Annotated in this window: 23 protein-coding genes; 12 read left to right on the top strand and 11 right to left on the bottom strand. The window is 62.7% G+C overall.

Annotated features, from left to right (window positions below; genetic code table 11):
- Both purS and purC read right to left on the bottom strand, forming a co-directional pair.
- A complete protein-coding gene (gene purS, locus EN807_RS28975) occupies positions 1-243 on the bottom strand; it encodes a phosphoribosylformylglycinamidine synthase subunit PurS (protein ID WP_135937723.1) in 243 nt (80 codons plus the stop codon).
- Positions 244-285: 42 nt separating this feature from the next.
- Positions 286-1,080 carry a phosphoribosylaminoimidazolesuccinocarboxamide synthase gene (purC, locus tag EN807_RS28970; RefSeq protein ID WP_023674725.1) on the bottom strand — a complete coding sequence of 265 codons (795 nt, stop codon included), beginning with the start codon at positions 1,078-1,080 and terminating at the stop codon, positions 286-288.
- 277 nt (positions 1,081-1,357) lie between these two features.
- Here purC and EN807_RS28965 point away from each other — a divergent pair, with 277 nt between their 5' ends.
- Together EN807_RS28965 and EN807_RS28960 are read left to right on the top strand one after the other, a co-directional pair.
- Positions 1,358-1,678 (top strand): DUF1476 domain-containing protein, encoded by a 321-nt coding sequence (locus tag EN807_RS28965; RefSeq protein WP_127317344.1) that lies wholly within the window; start codon positions 1,358-1,360, stop codon positions 1,676-1,678.
- Positions 1,679-1,887: 209 nt separating this feature from the next.
- Positions 1,888-2,661, top strand: coding sequence for an HpcH/HpaI aldolase/citrate lyase family protein (locus EN807_RS28960; RefSeq protein ID WP_135937660.1), 774 nt, complete (start codon positions 1,888-1,890; stop codon positions 2,659-2,661).
- Here EN807_RS28960 and EN807_RS28955 read toward each other — a convergent pair.
- Positions 2,658-3,206, bottom strand: coding sequence for an alpha/beta hydrolase (locus EN807_RS28955; RefSeq protein WP_135937722.1), 549 nt, complete (start codon positions 3,204-3,206; stop codon positions 2,658-2,660). The genes EN807_RS28960 and EN807_RS28955 overlap by 4 nt on opposite strands.
- 250 nt (positions 3,207-3,456) lie before the next feature.
- Between EN807_RS28955 and EN807_RS28950 the strand changes: the two genes are divergently transcribed.
- Positions 3,457-4,269, top strand: coding sequence for a VOC family protein (locus EN807_RS28950; RefSeq protein ID WP_135937659.1), 813 nt, complete (start codon positions 3,457-3,459; stop codon positions 4,267-4,269).
- Positions 4,270-4,285: 16 nt separating this feature from the next.
- Here EN807_RS28950 and EN807_RS28945 read toward each other — a convergent pair whose 3' ends face one another.
- From EN807_RS28945 to EN807_RS28930, 4 genes are read right to left on the bottom strand one after another with little or no spacing between them, the layout of a single operon-like run.
- Positions 4,286-4,858, bottom strand: coding sequence for an alpha/beta hydrolase (locus EN807_RS28945; protein ID WP_135937658.1), 573 nt, complete (start codon positions 4,856-4,858; stop codon positions 4,286-4,288).
- Positions 4,858-6,165 (bottom strand): adenylosuccinate lyase, encoded by a 1,308-nt coding sequence (purB, locus tag EN807_RS28940; RefSeq protein WP_135937657.1) that lies wholly within the window; start codon positions 6,163-6,165, stop codon positions 4,858-4,860. Before purB ends, EN807_RS28945 begins: the two co-directional genes overlap by 1 nt.
- Positions 6,166-6,224: 59 nt before the next feature.
- Complete coding sequence (locus tag EN807_RS28935; protein ID WP_189522604.1) at positions 6,225-6,740, bottom strand: hypothetical protein; 516 nt, start codon at positions 6,738-6,740, stop codon at positions 6,225-6,227.
- Complete coding sequence (locus EN807_RS28930) at positions 6,737-7,462, bottom strand: DUF2259 domain-containing protein (protein ID WP_135937656.1); 726 nt, start codon at positions 7,460-7,462, stop codon at positions 6,737-6,739. The genes EN807_RS28935 and EN807_RS28930 overlap by 4 nt, the downstream gene beginning before the upstream one ends.
- Before the next feature lie 140 nt (positions 7,463-7,602).
- Here EN807_RS28930 and EN807_RS28925 point away from each other — a divergent pair, with 140 nt between their 5' ends.
- A complete protein-coding gene (locus tag EN807_RS28925) occupies positions 7,603-7,857 on the top strand; it encodes a DUF2171 domain-containing protein (RefSeq protein ID WP_135937655.1) in 255 nt (84 codons plus the stop codon).
- A gap of 37 nt (positions 7,858-7,894) precedes the next feature.
- On the opposite strand, the gene EN807_RS28920 is transcribed toward EN807_RS28925, so the two are convergent.
- Complete coding sequence (locus EN807_RS28920) at positions 7,895-8,914, bottom strand: P1 family peptidase (protein WP_135937721.1); 1,020 nt, start codon at positions 8,912-8,914, stop codon at positions 7,895-7,897.
- Complete coding sequence (locus EN807_RS28915; protein WP_135937654.1) at positions 8,914-9,999, bottom strand: branched-chain amino acid ABC transporter substrate-binding protein; 1,086 nt, start codon at positions 9,997-9,999, stop codon at positions 8,914-8,916. The genes EN807_RS28920 and EN807_RS28915 overlap by 1 nt, the downstream gene beginning before the upstream one ends.
- Before the next feature lie 189 nt (positions 10,000-10,188).
- Between EN807_RS28915 and EN807_RS28910 the strand changes: the two genes are divergently transcribed.
- From EN807_RS28910 to EN807_RS28880, 7 genes are all read left to right on the top strand, one after another.
- Positions 10,189-10,683, top strand: a complete 495-nt coding sequence (locus EN807_RS28910; RefSeq protein ID WP_127317352.1) for a flavin reductase — start codon at positions 10,189-10,191, stop codon at positions 10,681-10,683.
- 32 nt (positions 10,684-10,715) lie between these two features.
- The gene (locus tag EN807_RS28905) at positions 10,716-11,645 is read left to right on the top strand and encodes a MoxR family ATPase (RefSeq protein WP_127317353.1); all 930 of its coding nucleotides are present in this window, start codon (positions 10,716-10,718) and stop codon (positions 11,643-11,645) included.
- A gap of 3 nt (positions 11,646-11,648) precedes the next feature.
- Positions 11,649-12,899 (top strand): VWA domain-containing protein, encoded by a 1,251-nt coding sequence (locus EN807_RS28900; protein WP_135937653.1) that lies wholly within the window; start codon positions 11,649-11,651, stop codon positions 12,897-12,899.
- Positions 12,900-12,927: 28 nt separating this feature from the next.
- Positions 12,928-13,266 carry an XdhC family protein gene (locus EN807_RS28895; protein ID WP_065008152.1) on the top strand — a complete coding sequence of 113 codons (339 nt, stop codon included), beginning with the start codon at positions 12,928-12,930 and terminating at the stop codon, positions 13,264-13,266.
- A 67-nt stretch (positions 13,267-13,333) separates the two neighbouring features.
- On the top strand, positions 13,334-14,071 hold the full coding sequence (locus tag EN807_RS28890) for an XdhC family protein (RefSeq protein WP_135937652.1): 738 nt from the start codon (positions 13,334-13,336) through the stop codon (positions 14,069-14,071).
- Positions 14,072-14,137: 66 nt separating this feature from the next.
- Positions 14,138-15,748 carry a molybdopterin-binding/glycosyltransferase family 2 protein gene (locus EN807_RS28885; protein WP_135937651.1) on the top strand — a complete coding sequence of 537 codons (1,611 nt, stop codon included), beginning with the start codon at positions 14,138-14,140 and terminating at the stop codon, positions 15,746-15,748.
- Positions 15,749-15,779: 31 nt separating this feature from the next.
- On the top strand, positions 15,780-16,661 hold the full coding sequence (locus EN807_RS28880; protein ID WP_246684415.1) for an alpha/beta hydrolase: 882 nt from the start codon (positions 15,780-15,782) through the stop codon (positions 16,659-16,661).
- Here EN807_RS28880 and EN807_RS28875 read toward each other — a convergent pair.
- Complete coding sequence (locus tag EN807_RS28875) at positions 16,658-17,707, bottom strand: DUF1176 domain-containing protein (protein ID WP_135937650.1); 1,050 nt, start codon at positions 17,705-17,707, stop codon at positions 16,658-16,660. The two genes, EN807_RS28880 and EN807_RS28875, sit on opposite strands and share 4 nt — an antisense overlap.
- Positions 17,708-17,830: 123 nt before the next feature.
- On the opposite strand from EN807_RS28875, the gene EN807_RS28870 reads away from it, so the two are divergent.
- Positions 17,831-18,337 carry a DUF1993 family protein gene (locus EN807_RS28870; protein ID WP_135937649.1) on the top strand — a complete coding sequence of 169 codons (507 nt, stop codon included), beginning with the start codon at positions 17,831-17,833 and terminating at the stop codon, positions 18,335-18,337.
- A gap of 43 nt (positions 18,338-18,380) precedes the next feature.
- Here the strand turns inward: EN807_RS28870 and EN807_RS28865 are convergent, their stop codons facing one another.
- Complete coding sequence (locus EN807_RS28865) at positions 18,381-18,545, bottom strand: hypothetical protein (RefSeq protein WP_127319746.1); 165 nt, start codon at positions 18,543-18,545, stop codon at positions 18,381-18,383.
- Between the last annotated feature and the right edge of the window lie 329 nt (positions 18,546-18,874).

Here is an 18,874-nt window from a genome sequence, read left to right as displayed (position 1 = left end):
TCAGGCGATCTCCACTGCGTAATTCTCGATGACCGTATTCGCCAGAAGCTTGTCGCACATCGCCTTGAGATCAGCCTCGGCCTTGACCTTGTCGCTCTCGGAGAGCTCGACGTCGAAGACCTTGCCCTGCCGCACCTGGCCGACGCCGTCAAAGCCCATCCCGGACAGCGCATGCTCGATCGCCTTGCCTTGCGGGTCGAGCACGCCATTCTTGAGGGTTACGGTAATGCGGGCCTTGATCACGCTGGACATGCTCCTGTTCGAAGTGTTGAGCGGCAAAGAATCTCAGTGCGGCTTGCCTTTGACGCCATCGGTAGAGGCGACGAGCACTGGTCCGGCGGGACGCGGCGGCTCGTTTTCGTTCATGATGCCGAGGCGGCGGGCGACTTCTTGATAGGCCTCGACCAGCCCGCCCATGTCGCGGCGGAAACGGTCCTTGTCGAGCTTGTCCTGGGTCGCCACGTCCCACAGACGGCAGGAGTCCGGCGAGATCTCGTCGGCAACGACGATGCGCATCATGTCGCCCTCGAACAGGCGGCCGCACTCGATCTTGAAGTCGACGAGCTGGATGCCGACGCCCATGAACAAGCCGGAGAGGAAGTCATTGACACGGATGGCCAGCGCCATGACGTCGTCGATCTCCTGCGGGCTCGCCCAGCCGAAAGCGGTGATGTGCTCTTCAGACACCATTGGGTCGTCGAGCGCGTCGGCCTTGTAATAGAATTCGATGATCGAGCGCGGCAGCACGGTGCCTTCCTCGATGCCAAGACGCTTGGCCAGCGAACCGGCGGCGACATTGCGCACCACCACTTCGAGCGGGATGATCTCGACTTCCTTGATCAGCTGCTCGCGCATGTTGAGCCGGCGGATGAAGTGAGTCGGAATGCCCATCCGGTTGAGATGGTTGAAGATGTGCTCGGAAATGCGGTTGTTGAGCACGCCCTTGCCATCGACGATTTCGTGCTTCTTCTTGTTGAAAGCGGTCGCGTCGTCCTTGAAGAACTGGATCAGTGTTCCCGGCTCAGGGCCCTCATAGAGGATCTTGGCCTTGCCTTCATAAATGCGGCGGCGATTTTTCATCTGATCTTTTCTCTGGATTTCCGGGCAGGCGGCAAGCGGCCAGTCCTGTCCGTCTGCCTAAATTAGTGCGGCAACGGTAGGGGTTCAATGCCGGTGTCTATCCCAATCGCACTGTTTGCTCAATCGGCAAATCCTTTCAATCAACCGCTTTCGGGAATGAAATGCCGCAGCGCAGCAAGTGACATACCATATTGACCGGCCCGCGGGCTTTTGGTTTGTGCTGCGGCAATACACATATTCCAACTGCCAACGAATCGGATTTGACCGGAGGGATGCCATGAGCAGCATGAAAGATCGCGAGGAGGGCTTCGAGCGCAAGTTCGCAATCGACGAGGAACTCCGGTTCAAAGCCGCGGCCCGCCGCAACAAGGCGCTCGGCCTGTGGGCCGCCGAAAAGCTCGGCAAGGACGGGGCCGACGCCGAAGCCTATGCCAAGCAGGTGGTCCTCGCCGACATTGAGGAAGCCGGCGATCACGACGTGTTCCGCAAGATACGAAAGGATTTCGACGAGGCCGGGGTCGTCCAGTCGGACCATCAGATTCGCCGCACCATGGACGATCTGATGGCGCAGGCGATCGAGCAGATCAAGAACACCTGATCCTTGCTCTGAGCCAATCGATACGCTGGACCAATCGACCGTCCGGTCTCTCCGGGCGGTTTTTCTTTGCCTTTGCAGCTGTTTCCGGCTGAACTGCATTAGAGCGACATGCATCCATTCGGACGCACAAAGTACGCTCTCAAACTTTGACTCCTCGCGCCGGGCTTGCCGATTTTGGGCCGATGCGAGAGCGATTAAGGAAGGCGCCCATGTCCCTCAAGTCACGCCTTGCGGCCGATGAAACGTTGTGCACCGCATGGTCCGGCGTGCCTGATGCCCTGACGGTCGAGATTCTTGCCAGACAGGGTTTCGATGCCGTCACGCTCGATATGCAGCATGGCGGCCATCACGAGGACAGCGTGCTGCGCGGCCTTGGGCCGGTGCTGGCCGCCAACAAACCGGCGCTGGTGCGCATTCCGGTCGGCCGCTTCGACGTGGCCAGCCGCGCGCTCGATTTCGGCGCCGAGGCGGTGATTGCGCCGATGGTGAATTCGGTGGCGGACGCGCGGCTGTTTGCCGCCGCCATGAAGTACCCGCCACTCGGCGAGCGCTCCTGGGGCCCGACTTATGCCTTTCCGCGTCATGGCAAGGGCGACCATGCCGACTGGCTGCGCGACAGCAACGAGCGCACCATGGCCTTCGCCATGGTCGAAACGCGCGCCGCCCTCGATGCGCTCGACGGCATCCTCGACACGCCGGGTATCGATGGCATCTTCCTCGGCCCCTCGGATTTCTCGATTGCCTGGTCGAACGGCGCCGCCGTCAACTCGACGCTTGAAAGCATGATGGAAACCGTTGCCTCGATCGCCGAGCGGACACGGAAGGCCGGCAAGCATGCCGCAATCTACGTCGTCGAGCCGGCCATCGCCGGCCGTGTCGTGTCGATGGGCTATCGGCTGCTGGCGATGGGCTCCGAGCACGCGCTGATTGGTCTGGGGGCCAAGACCCTGCTGAAGAGCGTAAGGGACTCGATCGGATCTTAAAGATCCGTCAGGAACTTGGCGAACGTCATCGAACCTTCGGGCCATGGGCCGAAGCCGGAATCGGCGTTGAGATGGCCAGCCTCGCCGGCGTCGATGAATAGCGAGCCCCAGGCGCCGGCAATGTCCTCGGCCACCTCAAACGTGCAGAACGGGTCGTTGCGGCTGGCGATCACCATGGAGGGAAATGCCAACGGCTCGCGCGGATAGGGACCGAAGGTCATCAGGTGCCTGGGTTTTATCTTGGGATTGGCGACGTCGGGCGGCGCCACGAAGAAGGCTCCGGCGACCGGACGCTGGAACTGCGGCATTGCCTGGACTACGGCGGCGACGCCCAGCGAATGCGCGACGATAACGACCGGCCGTTCGGCCTCGTTGACCGCCTTCGCCACGCTCGCCGTCCAATCCTCGCGCACAGGCTTCGACCATTCCGCCTGCTCGACGCGCCGCGCCGTCGACAATTTCGATTGCCAGCGGCTCTGCCAATGGTCGGGGCCGGAATTGGTGTAGCCCGGCACGATGAGAATGTCTGCATCCCTGACTTTCATGGCGCGCATGTAGCGAGCGACGCGGTTTCGTGCAACCGCGATTATCCGTGCGATTGCCCACAATTGTGAACACCATGTTCGCTTCTTGCCGCCTTGTGTGAACGATCGCGATCGACGATCTGTCGTCAGGAAAAGAAACAGCCGTGTAAGGGGAAACCAGGATTTTGGGACTGACACGACGTACAATGATCGGTGGCACAGGGGTCCTGGCTTTGGGGATCTCGTCGAAGGCTGCCGAACGGAGATTTTGATGAGCGAACTGCCTTTTGCTGCCACGACCCCGGTCAGCGTTGCCCGCGTTGGGTTGCGGGCGCGTGATGCCGAAAATCTCGCCACTTACTATCGCAATGTCGTCGGTCTGCGGGAACTGAGCCGCGCCGGCGGCACGATTACGTTGGGCGCCGCCAATCGTCCGCTGCTCGTCATCGAGCCGGATGCGGCTGCCAAGCCCGACGATCCGCGCAGCGCCGGCCTCTTCCATACCGCTTTCCTGCTGCCCAGCCGCGCCGATCTCGGCCGCTGGATCAACCATGCCACCGCCAACAAGATCGGCATCGACGGTGCTTCCGACCATCTCGTCAGCGAGGCGCTTTACCTGACCGACCCCGAAGGCAACGGCATCGAGATCTATGCCGACCGCCGGCCGCAGGACTGGAAGTGGAATGGCGACAAGGTGGCGATGGCGACCGAACGGATGAATATCCCCTCCGTCGTCGCCGAAGTGCCGGCCGGCGATGCCGGCTGGCAAGGGATGCCGGACAACAGCATCATCGGCCACGTCCACCTGCGCGTCGGTCGGCCGGAAGACGCCGAGGCCTGGTGGCACCAGGAGTTCGGCTTCGATACTGTGGCGAGATATGGTGGCTCGGCGGTGTTCCTGTCGTCGGGCGGCTATCATCACCACATCGGCGCCAATGCGTGGCAGAGCGCCGGCGCCGGCCGTCGCGATCCGTCCCGGTCCGGCCTAGCCTGGGTCGAAATGCGTTCCGACGATGTGACCGCTGCAACGACCCGCGAGGATCCATGGGGAACGGTGATCAGGACCGTTCCCGGCAAGGCCTGAGCGTTTCGGAAGCCAGTTAGAGGCGAGCCTTTTCCAACAAGCGGCCAAGCATGAGCAGGCCCGCCGGCCAAAGGCCGAGGCGGGTCTCGTTTCCCATATGGCCGAGATCGCCGGCATCGGCGAGGTCTGCGCCCCAGGCAGCGGCGAAGGCCGTCGCCTGGTCGAAGGTGACACGCGGATCGGTGCGGCTGGCCACCACCAGGGTCGGAAATGGCAAGCGTTTCAGCGGCATTGGCGCAAAGGGACGAACAAGGTCGAAGGAAGGATCAGGGTCCTCGACATTGGTTGCGGCAACCAGCAACGCGCCCGCAACCTTGTTGAGTTGGCTTTCGCTGGCGCCGGCCGCCCACTTCACCGCCGTCGCCACCGCCAGTGAGTGCGCAAGCAGCACCACGCGCCGAGGTGCCGCGGCAATCGCGGCGTCCACCCGGCCAATCCAGTCCTCAGGGGTCGGCCTGTCCCATTCGGCCTGCAGCACGCGGCTCGAATTGGGAAACGCCCGGCACCAATGCGACATCCAGTGATCCGGCCCGGAATTGCCGCGCCCGGGCAGGGCGAGAAAATCGAATTCTCCGGCCGCCGAAATCATCACGCTTCTCCGAACACGCGCCTGAAAATCGTGTCGACATGCTTGGTATGATAGCCGAGGTCGAATTTTTCACGAATCTCGGCCTCGGGCAAAGCTGCGGTGACCTCTTTGTCAGCCAAAAGTTCCTCAAGGAAATCAGCGCCTTGCTCCCACACTTTCATGGCGTTTCTCTGCACCAGCCGGTAGGCGTCCTCACGGCTGACACCGGCCTGGGTCAGCGCCAGTAGCACACGCTGCGAATGCACGAGGCCGCGGAACTTGTTCATGTTCGTCAGCATGTTGTCGGGATAGACGAGCAATCTGTCGATGACACTGGTCAGCCGCGACAGCGCAAAATCGAGCGTCACGGTCGCATCCGGGCCGATCATGCGCTCGACCGACGAATGCGAGATATCGCGCTCGTGCCAGAGCGCCACGTTCTCCATCGCCGGTAGCGCGAAGGAACGCACCATGCGCGCAAGCCCGGTGAGGTTTTCGGTAAGCACCGGGTTACGCTTGTGCGGCATCGCCGACGAGCCTTTCTGTCCGGGCGAAAAATACTCTTCCGCCTCCAGCACCTCGGTGCGCTGCAGATGGCGGATCTCGATCGCCAGCCGTTCGATCGACGATGCGATGACACCGAGTGTCGCGAAGAACATCGCGTGGCGGTCGCGCGGGATCACTTGCGTCGATACCGGCTCCGGCTTCAATCCGAGTTTCTTCGCCACATGCTCTTCGACATAGGGATCGATGTTGGCGAAAGTGCCGACAGCACCTGATATGGCGCACGTCGCAATATCCTCACGCGCGTGCACCAGCCGCTCGCGGCAGCGCGAGAATTCGGCATAGGCCTGCGCCAGCTTGACGCCGAAGGTGGTCGGCTCGGCGTGGATGCCGTGGCTGCGGCCGATGGTCATTGTGTCCTTGTGTTCGAAAGCGCGACGCTTGAGCGCCGCAAGCAGGCCGTCGATGTCGGCCAGAAGGATGTCGCTGGCGCGTGTGAGCTGCACGGCAAAGCAGGTGTCGAGAACGTCCGAGGAGGTCATGCCCTGATGGATGAAGCGGGCATCCGGCCCGACGAATTCACTAAGATGAGTGAGGAAGGCGATGACGTCGTGCTTGGTGACACGCTCGATCTCGTCGATGGCATCGACGTCGAACTTCGCGGCACCGCCCTTTTCCCAGATGGTTTTGGCGGCCTCCTTCGGGATGACGCCGAGCTCGGCCAGTGCATCGCAAGCGTAGGCCTCAATCTCGAACCAGATGCGGAAGCGGGTTTCGGGCGACCAGATGGCCACCATTTCGGGCCGGGAGTAGCGAGGGATCATCCGTCAGTCCTGACTTGCGAGGGCGTTCGCCCGCGTCCTAACAGAGGCAGACAAAATCCTCAACGCTGCTGCCGCGCAAACCAGATGCTGGCGAGAGCCAGCGCGATGAAACCGAGCGGAAAATAAAGCCGGATGCCCAAAACGATGAATTGATAGAACGCCGTCGCCATTGTGTGCACGAACTGGATGGACCAGGCGATGGTCAGTGCAGGTTCATGCCACTGGGCATAGTAGGAACGGTATTGCAGCGCAAAGAGCCCACCAGTGAAGCCGATCGTGGCGGCAAGAAGGCAGACAAACGCGGCCGCCAAGGCAACTTGCCAATGCCGTCCGAGCGAGACGAGCCGCGCCAGGAACAGGCCAACCGGAAAGGCGAGCGCACCGCCGGCCGCATAGAGCAGCGAGACGAAGCGGATCTTTGCCGGGGTCTCCCAGTCGTCCAACAGCAGATTGACAAGCGCGCTGGCGCCCATCGCTGCGGCCCACAGCAGGGCGCCGCATACCGCGACGCCCGGCGATGGCAAGGCGTTGCGGATACGATCCAGGCGGTCGTGTAAGGCGGGGAGCGGCGTCACAGCCGGCCGGTCACCGCGATCCAGCGATAGTCCGGCCCTTCGAAGCCGTACTGGCGCACCGAGATCAGCACGGCATAGGCGCTGAGGCTTTGCATGGAAAATGTCTGCACCGCGCCGATCCGATAGCCGTTCGGGCAGCCTCTGCTTTTGGGGATCGACTTGTCCTCGTGCAGAAGCTCAGTCTCGCCGCCGTCTTTCGCCTCGATGCGCAGCAGGCGAAAGCCGTTGATCTCGCCAAGGCTCTGGCAGACTTCGGTATCGTTCATACCGATCTCGTCGAGCCGGAACTCGAGCGGATCGTCGACCGGCGAAAAGATCGGCCGCGGGTTGACTACCATGCGGAACGGATCGGCCGAAAGTTCGGTCACCGGGTTGAGGCCGGCGGTGATGCCGCGATTCGCGGTCAATTCCGCCTGCTTGATAATAGCTTCGCCTTTCTGCCGGGCTGCAAGGCGCGCTGCGTCAAGCGTTGCGTTCTCGTCGTCAAACCGCACCCTGATCGGTGTGCCCTTGAGAAAACTGTCGTCGGCCGTGTTGATGTAATAGCGATTGGCATAGGGAAATCCCGATCCGTCCTGGACGCCATACTCTTCGAAGGCGAAGGCGCCGCCATCCCTAGTGAAGCCAAGGATTTCAAGCTCGGCGACATCGCCGGCATGCGCGTCGAGCGAAGTTGCAAACTGGGCGAGGAGGGAAACGGCAAACAGGACAAGGATTTGCATCGGATTTCCGTTTGAGCAGCTAGCGTTGTTTCGATCACTATCACGACGTCGTCAAAACGTCGCGCCTCTGAGACACAAGCCGATGCATCCAATCGCGTTCTCATTTGTTTATGTCGGCAGCTTCAAATGGAGAACCCACAATGACCGATGCAGCCAGCATTCGCGAACATATGGAAGTGATCGGCGCCGACGGCGTCCATGTCGGCACCGTTGACAAAGTTGAGGGACAACGAATCAAGCTGACCAAGCGCGACAGCGGCGAGGGCGCTCACAGGGGGCATCACCACTATATTCCGCTCAGCCTCATAGCCGAAGTCGAGGGCCAGAAAGTGCGGCTGTCGGCAAATTCGGATGTTGCGGTCACATTCGAGGAAGAAAAATCCGACCCCACCTGATCACGACATTTGATTATGGTCCATTTGATTACGGCATTCAGCGCGACGACCAGACCGGAAACAGGTCGCCGTCGGCTGGCGTCGCGGCAAAGACGCCACGGCTGATGGCGCGCGCCATGGTGGCGCCGGCCGCGGCGTAAAGCTCGATGGCGTCGTTGGGCGCGAGCTCGATGCCGCTCTTGCCGGTCGCCAGCGCGAAAACCAGATCGCCGTCGGCCGGCGTGTGTGTCGGCCAAATGGCGCGCACGAAGCCGTCATGCGCTGATATCGCCAGGCGTTTGGCGGCGGCCTTGGTGAGGACGGCGTCCGTGGCGATGACGGCGATGGTCGTGTTGCCGCCGACCTCCTTCCGTTTCCCGATATGCTTGTCGCGAAACTTCAGCAGGATCGTTTTCGCGTCCTCCGGCATAGGCGAGGGATAACCAAGCCCGCCGAACTCGCCGCCGATCTCGAAGGGCGCCGCCCAGAAGTGGCGGGTTTGGGCGATCGTCACCGAGCCGGTCGGATTGACGGCGGCGAGCGCACCGATGGTGACGCCGATGTCGAGCACCGTCGAGGCCGAGCCGAGGCCGCCCTTGAGGCCGGAACTCAACGCACCGGTGCCCGCGCCGACCGTGCCCAGCGCAAAGTCGAGGCCGACAGCTTGTGCCGCCTCATAGCCGAGATCGCGGTAGGGCGGATAGCGGCCCCAATCCTTGTCGCCGCCATTGCGCAGGTCGAACAGGATCGCCGCCGGCACGATCGGCACGCGAAAGCCGCCGACCTCGACACCGATGCCCCTTTCACGCAGTGCCGCCTGTACGCCGGAGGCGGCGTCGAGACCGAAGGCCGAACCACCCGAAAGCACCACAGCATGGATCGCCTCGATCGAATTGTGCGGCTCGAGCAGGTCGGTCTCGCGGGTGCCCGGCGCACCGCCCAGGATCTGGACACCGGCCACCGCAGGTACGTCGCAGACGATGGTGGTCACCCCGGACCTCAGCCTCACATCGGAAGCGTTGCCGACGCGCAGGCCGGCGACATCGGTGATGAGATTGCGCGGCCCTGTGCGAAACATCATTTGGCCTCCGCCGGCGCGAAATTTGCGCCGTTGAAACGGAAGACCCGATAGAGGTTTTCGGTCAAGTCGCCCTTGCCGTCAAAGCGGATCGGTCCGATCGCGGTGCTGAAGTTGCGCGCGGTGAGCGCATCGGCCAATGGCTTGTTGGAGGTTTCCGCCAGGGCCGTCGCCGCCTCGGCGATCTCGACCGCCGCATAGGCCGGCAGCATGTAACCCTCCGGCACGATCTTTTGCGCGGCAAAGCTGTCGAGCACCTTGGGGGCGGCGACATCATCCCATTCGGGCGGTGCGATCATCAGCGTGCCCGTGGCATAAGGCACGTCGCCGGGCGGGGTGCGCAGCGCTTCGCCGCCGGCAAAGGTGATGCCGGCATCGAGCTGGCCGGCGTCGCGGCCCATGATGGCGATGTCGTCGCCGTCGCCGCCGGCGAAGACATGCGTTGCGCCGGCTTTCCTCAGCCGCCCGACCAGCCCGATCTGGTTGTCGAGCTGAGGCCGGAATGTGTCGACGAACACCGGTTTCAGCGCCGCCTGCTCGGCTGCCGCCCGAAGCGTCTCAGCGATTTCGCGGCCGTAAATCGTACCGTCGTCGACGATGGCGAACAGTTCGTTCTGCCATCGGCGGGTCAGTTTGGAGGCGACGGCGTTGCGCTCGTCATCGCCGCGCGGCCCAAGCCGAAAGATCGGCCAACCGGTCTTGGCGCGCCGGTCGGTCAGACTTTCGGTGCGCACGCCGACGGTGATGACGGGAATGTTGGCGTCCTTCAGGATCGGCAGTGCTGCCTCGATCGCCTCCGTGCAAAGGAAGCCGACGACCGCGCCGACTTTCGCCGCAACGAATTCCCTCGCCGCGGCAGCCCCACCATCGGCCGTACAGGCGTCATCGACAACCTTGAGCTGGGCACCGTTCGCCTCCGCCGCCAGGCCAGCACCCGCCTCGATCTGCCTGCCGAGGATCGCCGAGGCCCCCGACAGTGGTGCTGCGACACCGACCAGCAGCGTCTCAGCGTTCGCATCGCCGGCGAGAGACAGCCAGGCCAGCACCGCTATTGTCGTTGTCGTGCCTATTGTCCGGGGTCGCATGCGTGCGAAGAATTCCTCCGCGCCGGTCGCGTGTTGCCGGCGCCACTTCCTGCCAAGACCTAAAGGCTGGTCAGCTTTCACGCAACACGCGAAATTCAGGATGCATGTCAACCACTTCGCTTGTGGCATGCAATATGCCGCCATATATAACGGTGGGTTCACCTCGCTTCAAACCAATGGAAATCGCCGGTGCTGAAGAAGAACGACATAGGGCCGCAGGCCTATCGCGACGCGATGAGCCATTTTGCCGGTCACGTCCATGTGGTTACCACCGATGGCCCCGCCGGCAGGCGCGGTGCGACCGTCATTGCAGCGTGTTCGGTCTCGGACACGCCGCCGACCATTCTGATTTGTCTCAATCGCGAGAATCCCAAGAACGAGCCGTTCGTGAAGAACGGCAAGTTCGCCTTGAACACGCTGGCTTCGGACCAGGAGGCGCTGTCGGTCGGCTTTTCCGGTCTCACCGGCCTGCCTGTCGAGGAACGTTTCGCGCTGGGCGATTGGGACGTGATCTCGACCGGTGCGCCGACGCTGAAGGGCGCGCTCGCCGTGTTCGACTGTGAACTGATCGACACCAAGGATCTGGCCACCCACCGTGTGCTTTTTGGCAAGGTGACAGGCCTGCGCACCGGCGATAATTTGCGGCCGCTGATCTATCACGACCGCGGCTATCACGCTCTGTAGAGGCTCTGGATGGCTGCACCCACGGAGAGAGAATGACCGAGTTGAAATCGCGCCCCGCGCCGGCGACGATCGACGAGACGCTCGATCTGCTGACCGGCGCGGACTATGTGGCGGACCGGTCTTTGGCGACCGTGCTGTTCTTATCGCTGCGCATGAGGCGGCCGCTGTTTCTCGAGGGCGAGGCCGGCGTCGGCAAGACCGAGATCGCCAAGGTGCTGTCGCAAGCGCTTGGCCGTCGGCTGATCCGCCTGCAATGCTATGAAGGCCTCGACGTCTCCTCCGCCGTCTACGAGTGGAATTACGCCGCGCAGATGATCGAGATCCGCATGGAGGAGGCGGCCGGCAAGGTCGACCGCTCCGACATGGAGCGTAACGTTTTTTCCGAAAAGTACCTGATCCGCCGCCCGGTGCTCGACGCGCTGACCGGCAAGGCGGGCGGCGCCCCGGTCTTCCTGATCGACGAGCTAGACCGCACTGACGAGGCCTTCGAGGCATTCCTGCTCGAAATCCTCTCCGACTTCCAGGTGACTGTTCCCGAACTCGGCACGATCAAGGCCGAGGAGCCGCCGATCGTCATCATCACCACCAACCGCACCCGCGAGATTCACGACGCGCTGAAGCGGCGCTGCCTCTATCACTGGGTCGATTATCCGAATGCCGAGCGCGAACTGGAGATCGTGCGTAGGAAAGTACCGCAGGCCAACAGCCGGCTGTCGGCAGAGGTGGTTTCGTTCATCCAGAAGCTGCGCCAGATCGAGCTGTTCAAGGTGCCGGGGGTTGCCGAGACCATCGACTGGGCCGGCGCGCTGACCGAACTCGACAAGGTGGCGCTCGATCCGGAAACCGTTTCCGACACGATCGGCGTGCTGTTGAAATACCAGGACGACATTGCCCGTATTGAACAGGGCGAGGGCCGGCGCATCCTCAACGAGGTGAAGGCCGAGCTTTCGGCGGCGGAGTAGGCGATGGCAACGCCGCGTCGCGAACCGAAAGAGGCCACGCCGGAAGGGCGGATCGCCGACAACATCGTCTATTTCGCCCGCACCTTGCGCAAGGCCGGCATGCGGGTCGGCCCGGCCTCGGTCAAGGATGCGATCGAGGCGGTGCTGGCCGCCGGTATCGGCTCTCGCGACGATTTCTACTGGACGATGCACGCTGTCCTCGTCTCGCGGCACGAGGACCACCCAACCTTTGACGAGACGTTCCGGCTGTTCTGGAAATCGCACGAGCTGATCGAAAAGATGCTGGCGATGTTTTCGCCGGTGGCGCCTGATCTCAGAGAGAAGCAGAAGCCGCGCGCTGCGGAAAACCGCGTCAGCCAGGCAATGTTCGAGGGCCACCAGAAGAACCAGCCGGCGCAGGAAATCCCCGAGATCGAGGTCGACGCCCGCTTCACATTTTCCGGCAACGAGGTGCTGAGGGGCAAGGACTTTGCCCAGATGAACGCCGCCGAGATGGCCGACGCCAAGAAGGCGATTACCGCGTTGCGGCTGCCCTTAGACATGGTCAGGACACGGCGTTTCAAATCCGACGCGCATGGCCGACGCATCGATCCGCGCGCCATGATGCGCTCGGCCGCGCGGACAGGCGGCGAACTGATCCTGCCAAGATTCCGGTCATCGCGCGAGGTTCACCCGCCGCTGGTCGTGCTTGCCGATATTTCCGGTTCGATGAGCCAGTATACGCGCATCTTTCTGCATTTCCTGCATGCGCTGACCGAAAAGCGCCGACGCGTGCATGCCTTTGTCTTCGGCACCAGGCTGACAAATCTGACGCGGCAGATGCGCCATCGCGATCCTGACGCAGCACTCGCCGATTGCTCGGCTGCAGTGATGGACTGGTCGGGCGGCACCCGCATCGGCGATACGTTGGCCGAATTCAACCGGCTGTGGTCGCGGCGCGTGCTGGGCCAGGGCGCGGTAGTGCTGCTGATCACCGACGGGCTGGAGCGCGACGACATCGCCGGCCTGTCGGAGGAAATGGAGCGCCTGCACAAATCCTGCCGGCGGTTGATCTGGCTGAACCCGCTGCTGCGCTTCGACGGTTTCGAGGCCCGTGCCCGCGGTGTCAAGGCGATGCTGCCGCATGTCGACGAGTTCCGCTCGGTACACAATCTCGATGCGCTCGCTGACCTCTGCGAGTCGCTGGACAAGAATTCGGCGCGCTTGGTCGACCCACGCAGATGGATTGAAGGTGGCGCGAGAAGCGCTGCATAGCCATATGTTTTCTCCGGGAGAAACGGTGATGGAAAACAGTATCTATCTCGATGAGGCGCGCGATCCGCTGATCATCGCCGAAGGCTGGATGAAGGACGGCAAGGATGTCGCCATTGCCACCGTGGTCGAGACGTGGGGCTCGGCACCGCGTCCGGTCGGCAGCCATCTTGTCATCGACGCGGAAGGCAATTTCCACGGCTCCGTCTCTGGCGGCTGCGTCGAAGGCGCGGTCGTCACCGAGGCAATCGATGTCATCGACAGCGGCAAGGCAAAGATGCTGGAGTTCGGGGTCGCCGATGAGACCGCCTGGCAGGTTGGCTTGTCCTGCGGAGGCCGCATCAAAGTCTATGTCGAGCGGTTGGGTTAGAAGCATGATCCCGCAAAGTGGGAACCGGTTTGCGGACAAGAATCATGCTTAAACAAGAGATATTTCGATGGATCCTTATGTGCTGAAGACGCTGAACGCCGAACGCCGCGCCCGCCGCGCGGCGATCCTGGTCACCGATCTCGGCGACGGCCGCGACCGCATCGTGCGCGAGGGCGACCAGGTCGCCGGCGATCTGGGCGCTGCGATCGCCAAGGCGTTTCGATCGGGCAGCTCCGGGTCGGTCGAGGCGGAGGGGCGATCTTTCTTCCTCAACGCCTATCTGCCGCAGCCGCGCCTGTTGGTGATCGGCGCCGTTCATATCAGCCAGGCACTGGCGCCGATGGCCAAGATCGCCGGCTTTCCCGTCGAGATCGTCGATCCGCGCACGGCCTTTGCCACCGCAGACCGCTTTCCCGATGTCGCGCTGCATGCAGAATGGCCCGAGGATGTTCTGAAGCGCCAGCCGCTCGACAGTTATACGGCGTTGGCAGCCGTCACCCATGACCCGAAGATCGATGACTTCGCGCTGAAAGCGGCGCTCGACGCCAACTGCTTCTATGTCGGGGCGCTCGGCAGCCGCAAGACCCATGCGAAGCGCGTCGAGCGCCTGCTGGCATTGGGCGCGACCGCCGACCAGATCGCACGCATCCACGCGCCGATCGGCCTCGACATCGGCGCGGCGAGCCCGGCCGAGATCGCCGTCGCGGTGCTGGCGCAGGCGATCCAGGCCTTTCGCTCGCGTGGCCTCGAAGCCTCCGCATCGGCCCAAACATCGGAATCGATTTTGGAGAGGCACGATGCGTAGATTCAAAGTAGTAGAGCGTCCTTTGCGCGTCCAAGAGGACGCGCGGCGCTCTACGGACGCGGCAGCGTGAAATTCGGCCCGATCCCGATCGAGACGGCCGAGGGCGCGGTGCTGGCGCATGCCACCACGGTCGGAGAACGGCGCTTCCGCAAGGCGCATCGGCTGAGCGCCGATGATGTATCTTTGCTCAAGGCGGCAGGGATTTCGGAGGTTGTCGCGGCTGTTCTTGCTCCCGACGATTTGAGCGAGGACGCTGCCGCCGAAAAAATCGCCGAAAGCATGATCCATCGCAACATCGAGGCCAAGCCCGCCGCGACCGGCCGGGTCAACCTGCACGCCGAGGCGGGCGGCATCTTCACTGTCGACGCGGCGATGATCGACGCCATCAACGCCGTCGACCCGACCATCACCATCGCCACGCTGGCGCAGCACGCACCGGTCGAAAAGGGCCAGATGGTGGCGACCGTGAAGATCATTCCCTTCGCGGTCGGCTCCGTGCTGGTCGATGCGGTAGCAAGGATCTGCGGCGGCAGCGAGATCTTCGCCGTCAATGCCTATCAGCCGGTGCGTGTCGGCGTCATCCAGACGGTTCTGCCCGGTATCAAGCCGAACGTGCTCGACAAGACGTTGCGTGTCACCGAAGCCCGCCTGGCGCGCTCGGGCGGCCGGCTGACGGCGGAGCGCCGCACGCCGCATGAAGTTGGTCCCGTTGCGGAAGCTGCGGCCTCGCTGGCGCGCGACAACGACATGGTGGTGATCTTCGGCGCTTCGGCGATGAGCGATTTTGGCGACGTCGTCCCGGCGGCGATCGAGAAGGCCGGCGGCATTGTCCTCCGCGCCGGCATGCCTGTCGATCCCGGTAATCTGCTGGTGCTCGGCACACTTGGCGGCAAGCGCGTCATCGGTGCGCCCGGCTGCGCGCGCAGCCCTAAGGAAAACGGCTTCGACTGGGTTCTCGACAGGTTGATTGCCGGTCTCGACGTGACGGCCAAGGATATTGCCGGCATGGGTGTCGGCGGTCTGTTGATGGAAATCCCGACGCGGCCACAGCCGCGCGAGCCGCTGCCGGCCAGGGCCGAGTTGAAAGTCGATGTCGTGCTGCTGGCCGCCGGTCGCTCCAGCCGCATGGGCGGCCCGAACAAGCTGCTGGCGCTGTTCGACGGCAAGCCGCTGGTGCGCCGCACCGCCGAGCGCGCGCTCGGTTCGAAAGCTTCGGGCATCATCGTTGTCACCGGCCATCAGCGCGAACGCGTACACGCCGCATTGTCGGGCCTGGATGTGACCTTCGCCGACAATCCGGATTTCACCGAGGGCCTGTCTTCGTCGCTGAAGGCCGGCATCGCCCGGGTTGCCGGCGATGCCGCCGGCGCCATGATCATGCTCGGCGACATGCCTGGCGTCTCGTCGGCCGACCTCGACAGGCTGATTGACGCATTCCGCAAGTCCGAGGGCCGATCGGTCGTACGCGCCTCGCATGAGGGTAAGCGAGGCAACCCGGTGCTGCTGCCGCGCTCGCTGTTTGCGGCGATCGCTCATCTCGAAGGCGATACCGGCGCGCGCCATCTGGTCGAGGCCGAGGGGTTCGATGTCGTCGATGTCGAGATCGGCAAGGCGGCTTCGATAGATGTCGACACCCGCGAGGCGCTGGAAGGCGCCGGCGGCGTGCTGCAGGATTGACAAACCGAAGCCGAAAAACGATGCCTTTGGCATGGCTTTCCCTTTACCCCTTCTAATCTCGATATTTCTTTTGTTTTCGGGTTTGGCGTATGGTCAAACGCTGTCGCTAAAGCCCTTCAAGGACGACCTGTTTGCCTATCCGGCCACGCTCTCGTCGGGGAACAAAGGCGCTTATACAGTTATCGACTATCGTGAGCTGCGCGATATCAACGCCCGCGACGAGGTGCCGGAGCGCCGCGCGCACGCGCAGTATGTCAATACCGGCGTGCGCAAGGTGCAGCAGGATCTGTCGCTGAAGACCGATGCCGGCAATATCCGCCACGTCGCCGTCGGCCACACGCAAGGCGCCGGTATTATCGTGCTCTATTTGCACGGGCAGGGCGGCAGCCGTAAGCAGGGCGTCGACGACTTCACATTCGGTGGCAATTTCAACCGCATCAAGAACCTGATGGCCGGCAATGGCGGCCTCTATCTCAGCCCGGACTTTTCCGATTTCGGCGACACCGGTGCCGCCCAGATCGCCGCGCTGATTGGCCATTATGCCGAACAGTCGCCGGGCGCGAAGATCTTCGTTGCCTGCGGCTCGATGGGCGGCGCGTTGTGCTGGAAGCTAGCCGCCCGCAAGGACATGGGCGGCCGCATCGACGGGTTGCTGCTGCTCGGCTCGCTGTGGGATGAGGGTTTCTTCTCGAGCCCGGCTTTCAAGCGTCGTGTTCCCGTCTTCTTCGGCCACGGCAGCAAGGATCCGGTGTTTCCGGTGGCAAAGCAGGAATCCTTCTTCCGTTCGATCCTTGCCAAATCGAAAACCTATCCGGCCCGCTTTGTTCGTTTCGAGACAGGCACGCACGGCACGCCGATCCGCATGACCGACTGGCGCGGCACGCTCAATTGGATGCTGTCGAAGGCCCCTTAAGGCGCGGTGTTGTAGTCCACCACCGTCTGCGGGTTGATCTCGCCGTCGTAGGAGGCGTCGACATCGTACTGCACCAGCGAGAAATTGCCGTTGCGAAAAAGATATGTCCCGGCTGATGAGGCATCGCCGACGCCGCGCCACTTGTTGAGGGACGAGATCGTCTTGGTGACGTCGTCAAATTCGGAATTGACCAACTGGTCGTCGGTCTGGAAGCCGGTGACGTTCATCGCCTCGACCTTGCCTTCGCTATCGTTGTTCTCATAGTGGATATCGAGTTCCGGCGAGGCGAACTGCAGCTGCCGGACGCCGGATATCTCGTCATAGACATAGTAGACGGCACTCTCATTGTAGGCAGCCATGGAGCAGAAGAATCGGAACAGCCGCGTCTCGCGTTCGGGCTCGTCGGCCGCGGCGCCAGCATCCTTGTAGCGGAGCGAGTAGGCGTCCGGCTCTCCCAAAGGCTCGCCGCCAGGCATCTCCTTGTCGCATTGTTCGCCATAGGTGGCCGCAAACGCCTCCTTGGCCCGCTCCAGCGCCGCATCCTTCTTCGGCGGCGGCGGTCCGTCGCCGCAGCTTTCCGGCACAGCATTCTCGAAATCGGCCTTCGCCGGTTTCAGCGCGCCCTTGTCGATGAAGATCGGGCGAAATGGCGGTTCCTGGATCGAGGCGTTGACCTGGCGCAGCGTGTAGCAGCCCGCAAAGACATTTTCGCTGCCGTCCTTAGCTGTCGCCCGGATGGCGACCGGAACGCTGTAATAGATGCTGCCGGCAGCACCGTCTTCGGACACGGCGCCGGTTTTGACTTCGACGGCGTTGGTGCCGTCATAGCCCTTTACGAAGGCGTCGAAATCCTTGGCCGGCTTGGTGTCGCCGAAATAATCCCAGGCGCGCGCGAATTCTTGCCGGTTGACGGCGCTGTAGAACGAGCGGATGACCGCTTCGGCGTCCGACCTGTCGTCGACATAAGGCGCTTCGGCGGCGAGCGCTGGCTGGCCCGTTACGGCAAAGGAGAAAAAAGCGATCGCTGCGAAAAGGGCGCTTCTCATCGGGAATCTCCACCAGGTGGGAAATCCTATCATACCGATTGCGGCGACGTGGTGACGCTTGAAGAATCGCCCGCGGAGGCGCTAGGTCCCGCCGTCGGCGTTCCCGCCGGATAGGAGATTCACATGACCATATCGATGTACGAAGCGTCCGTGCCGGTGTTTTCGGCCAGATTGAACGCGCTATCCAACGTGCTGGATATCGCCGAGCAGAATGCGCTTGACCGCAAGATCGATCCGCAAGTGTTCTTGACGTCGAGGCTGGCGCCGGACATGTACGCGCTGACCAGGCAGGTGCAGATCGCCACGGACCACGCCAAGGGCGCGCCGTCGCGGCTTGCCGGCCGCGAGGTGCCCAAATACGAAGACAACGAGGCGAGCTTTGCCGATCTCCAGGCGCGCATCGCCAAGACCGTCGACCATCTGGCGACATTCTCGGCTGCCGATATGGACGGCTCCGATGACAGAATGATCGAGCTGAAGCTTGGCCAGCGCGAGTTTTCGATGGTCGGCATGCAGTATCTGCTGCATCTCGCCATGCCCAATTTCTATTTCCACATGACCACCGCCTACGACATCCTGCGCCACAATGGCGTGCCGCTGAGCAAGGCGATTTTCATGGGATCGCGTTGAAGAATTGGCGAGGCAATATCCCGGGTCGAGCCGGGATATCCGACTAGCGGGAGGACATTTCGCGGGCGACGCGCGGAAAGTCGGCGGGTTTGATGCCAATGTCGGCGCGGTCGGCATTGCTCATCGAATGAAGCAGGGCAAGTGCCGCGCGATAGCGCAGATGTTCCTGCGGTCGCGGACGGGCGAACATTTCAGTGAAGAACCCCATGAATCAGGCCCCTTGTTGATCCTCCACAGCTCCCAATATAGGCAAATCATGACAATTGTGCAGTGCAGCATTTGCATGGCAGCCATGCTGCGCTGATTATTTTGACCACAATCGACTTGTCCGGTGAAACTTCCGGCGCGGGCGGACCGTATGTCTCAGGGCCGGCATAGGGCCGGTTTTTTCCTCGCCATTCCTGGCGAAATTCCGGACTGCATGAAAAATGCAGTCCGGCTTTTTACTACACGCCCTGGCTAGGTTTCACGGAAAAGTCGCTAGCCGATTGGCGGCGGGCGTGGAGAAGCCCGCGCCTTCCTGTATGCTGCAGCGTC

It is taken from the genome of Mesorhizobium sp. M5C.F.Ca.ET.164.01.1.1 (assembly GCF_004792125.1).
Taxonomy (GTDB): domain Bacteria; phylum Pseudomonadota; class Alphaproteobacteria; order Rhizobiales; family Rhizobiaceae; genus Mesorhizobium; species Mesorhizobium wenxiniae.
This window is presented reverse-complemented; position numbering and strand designations above follow the sequence as displayed.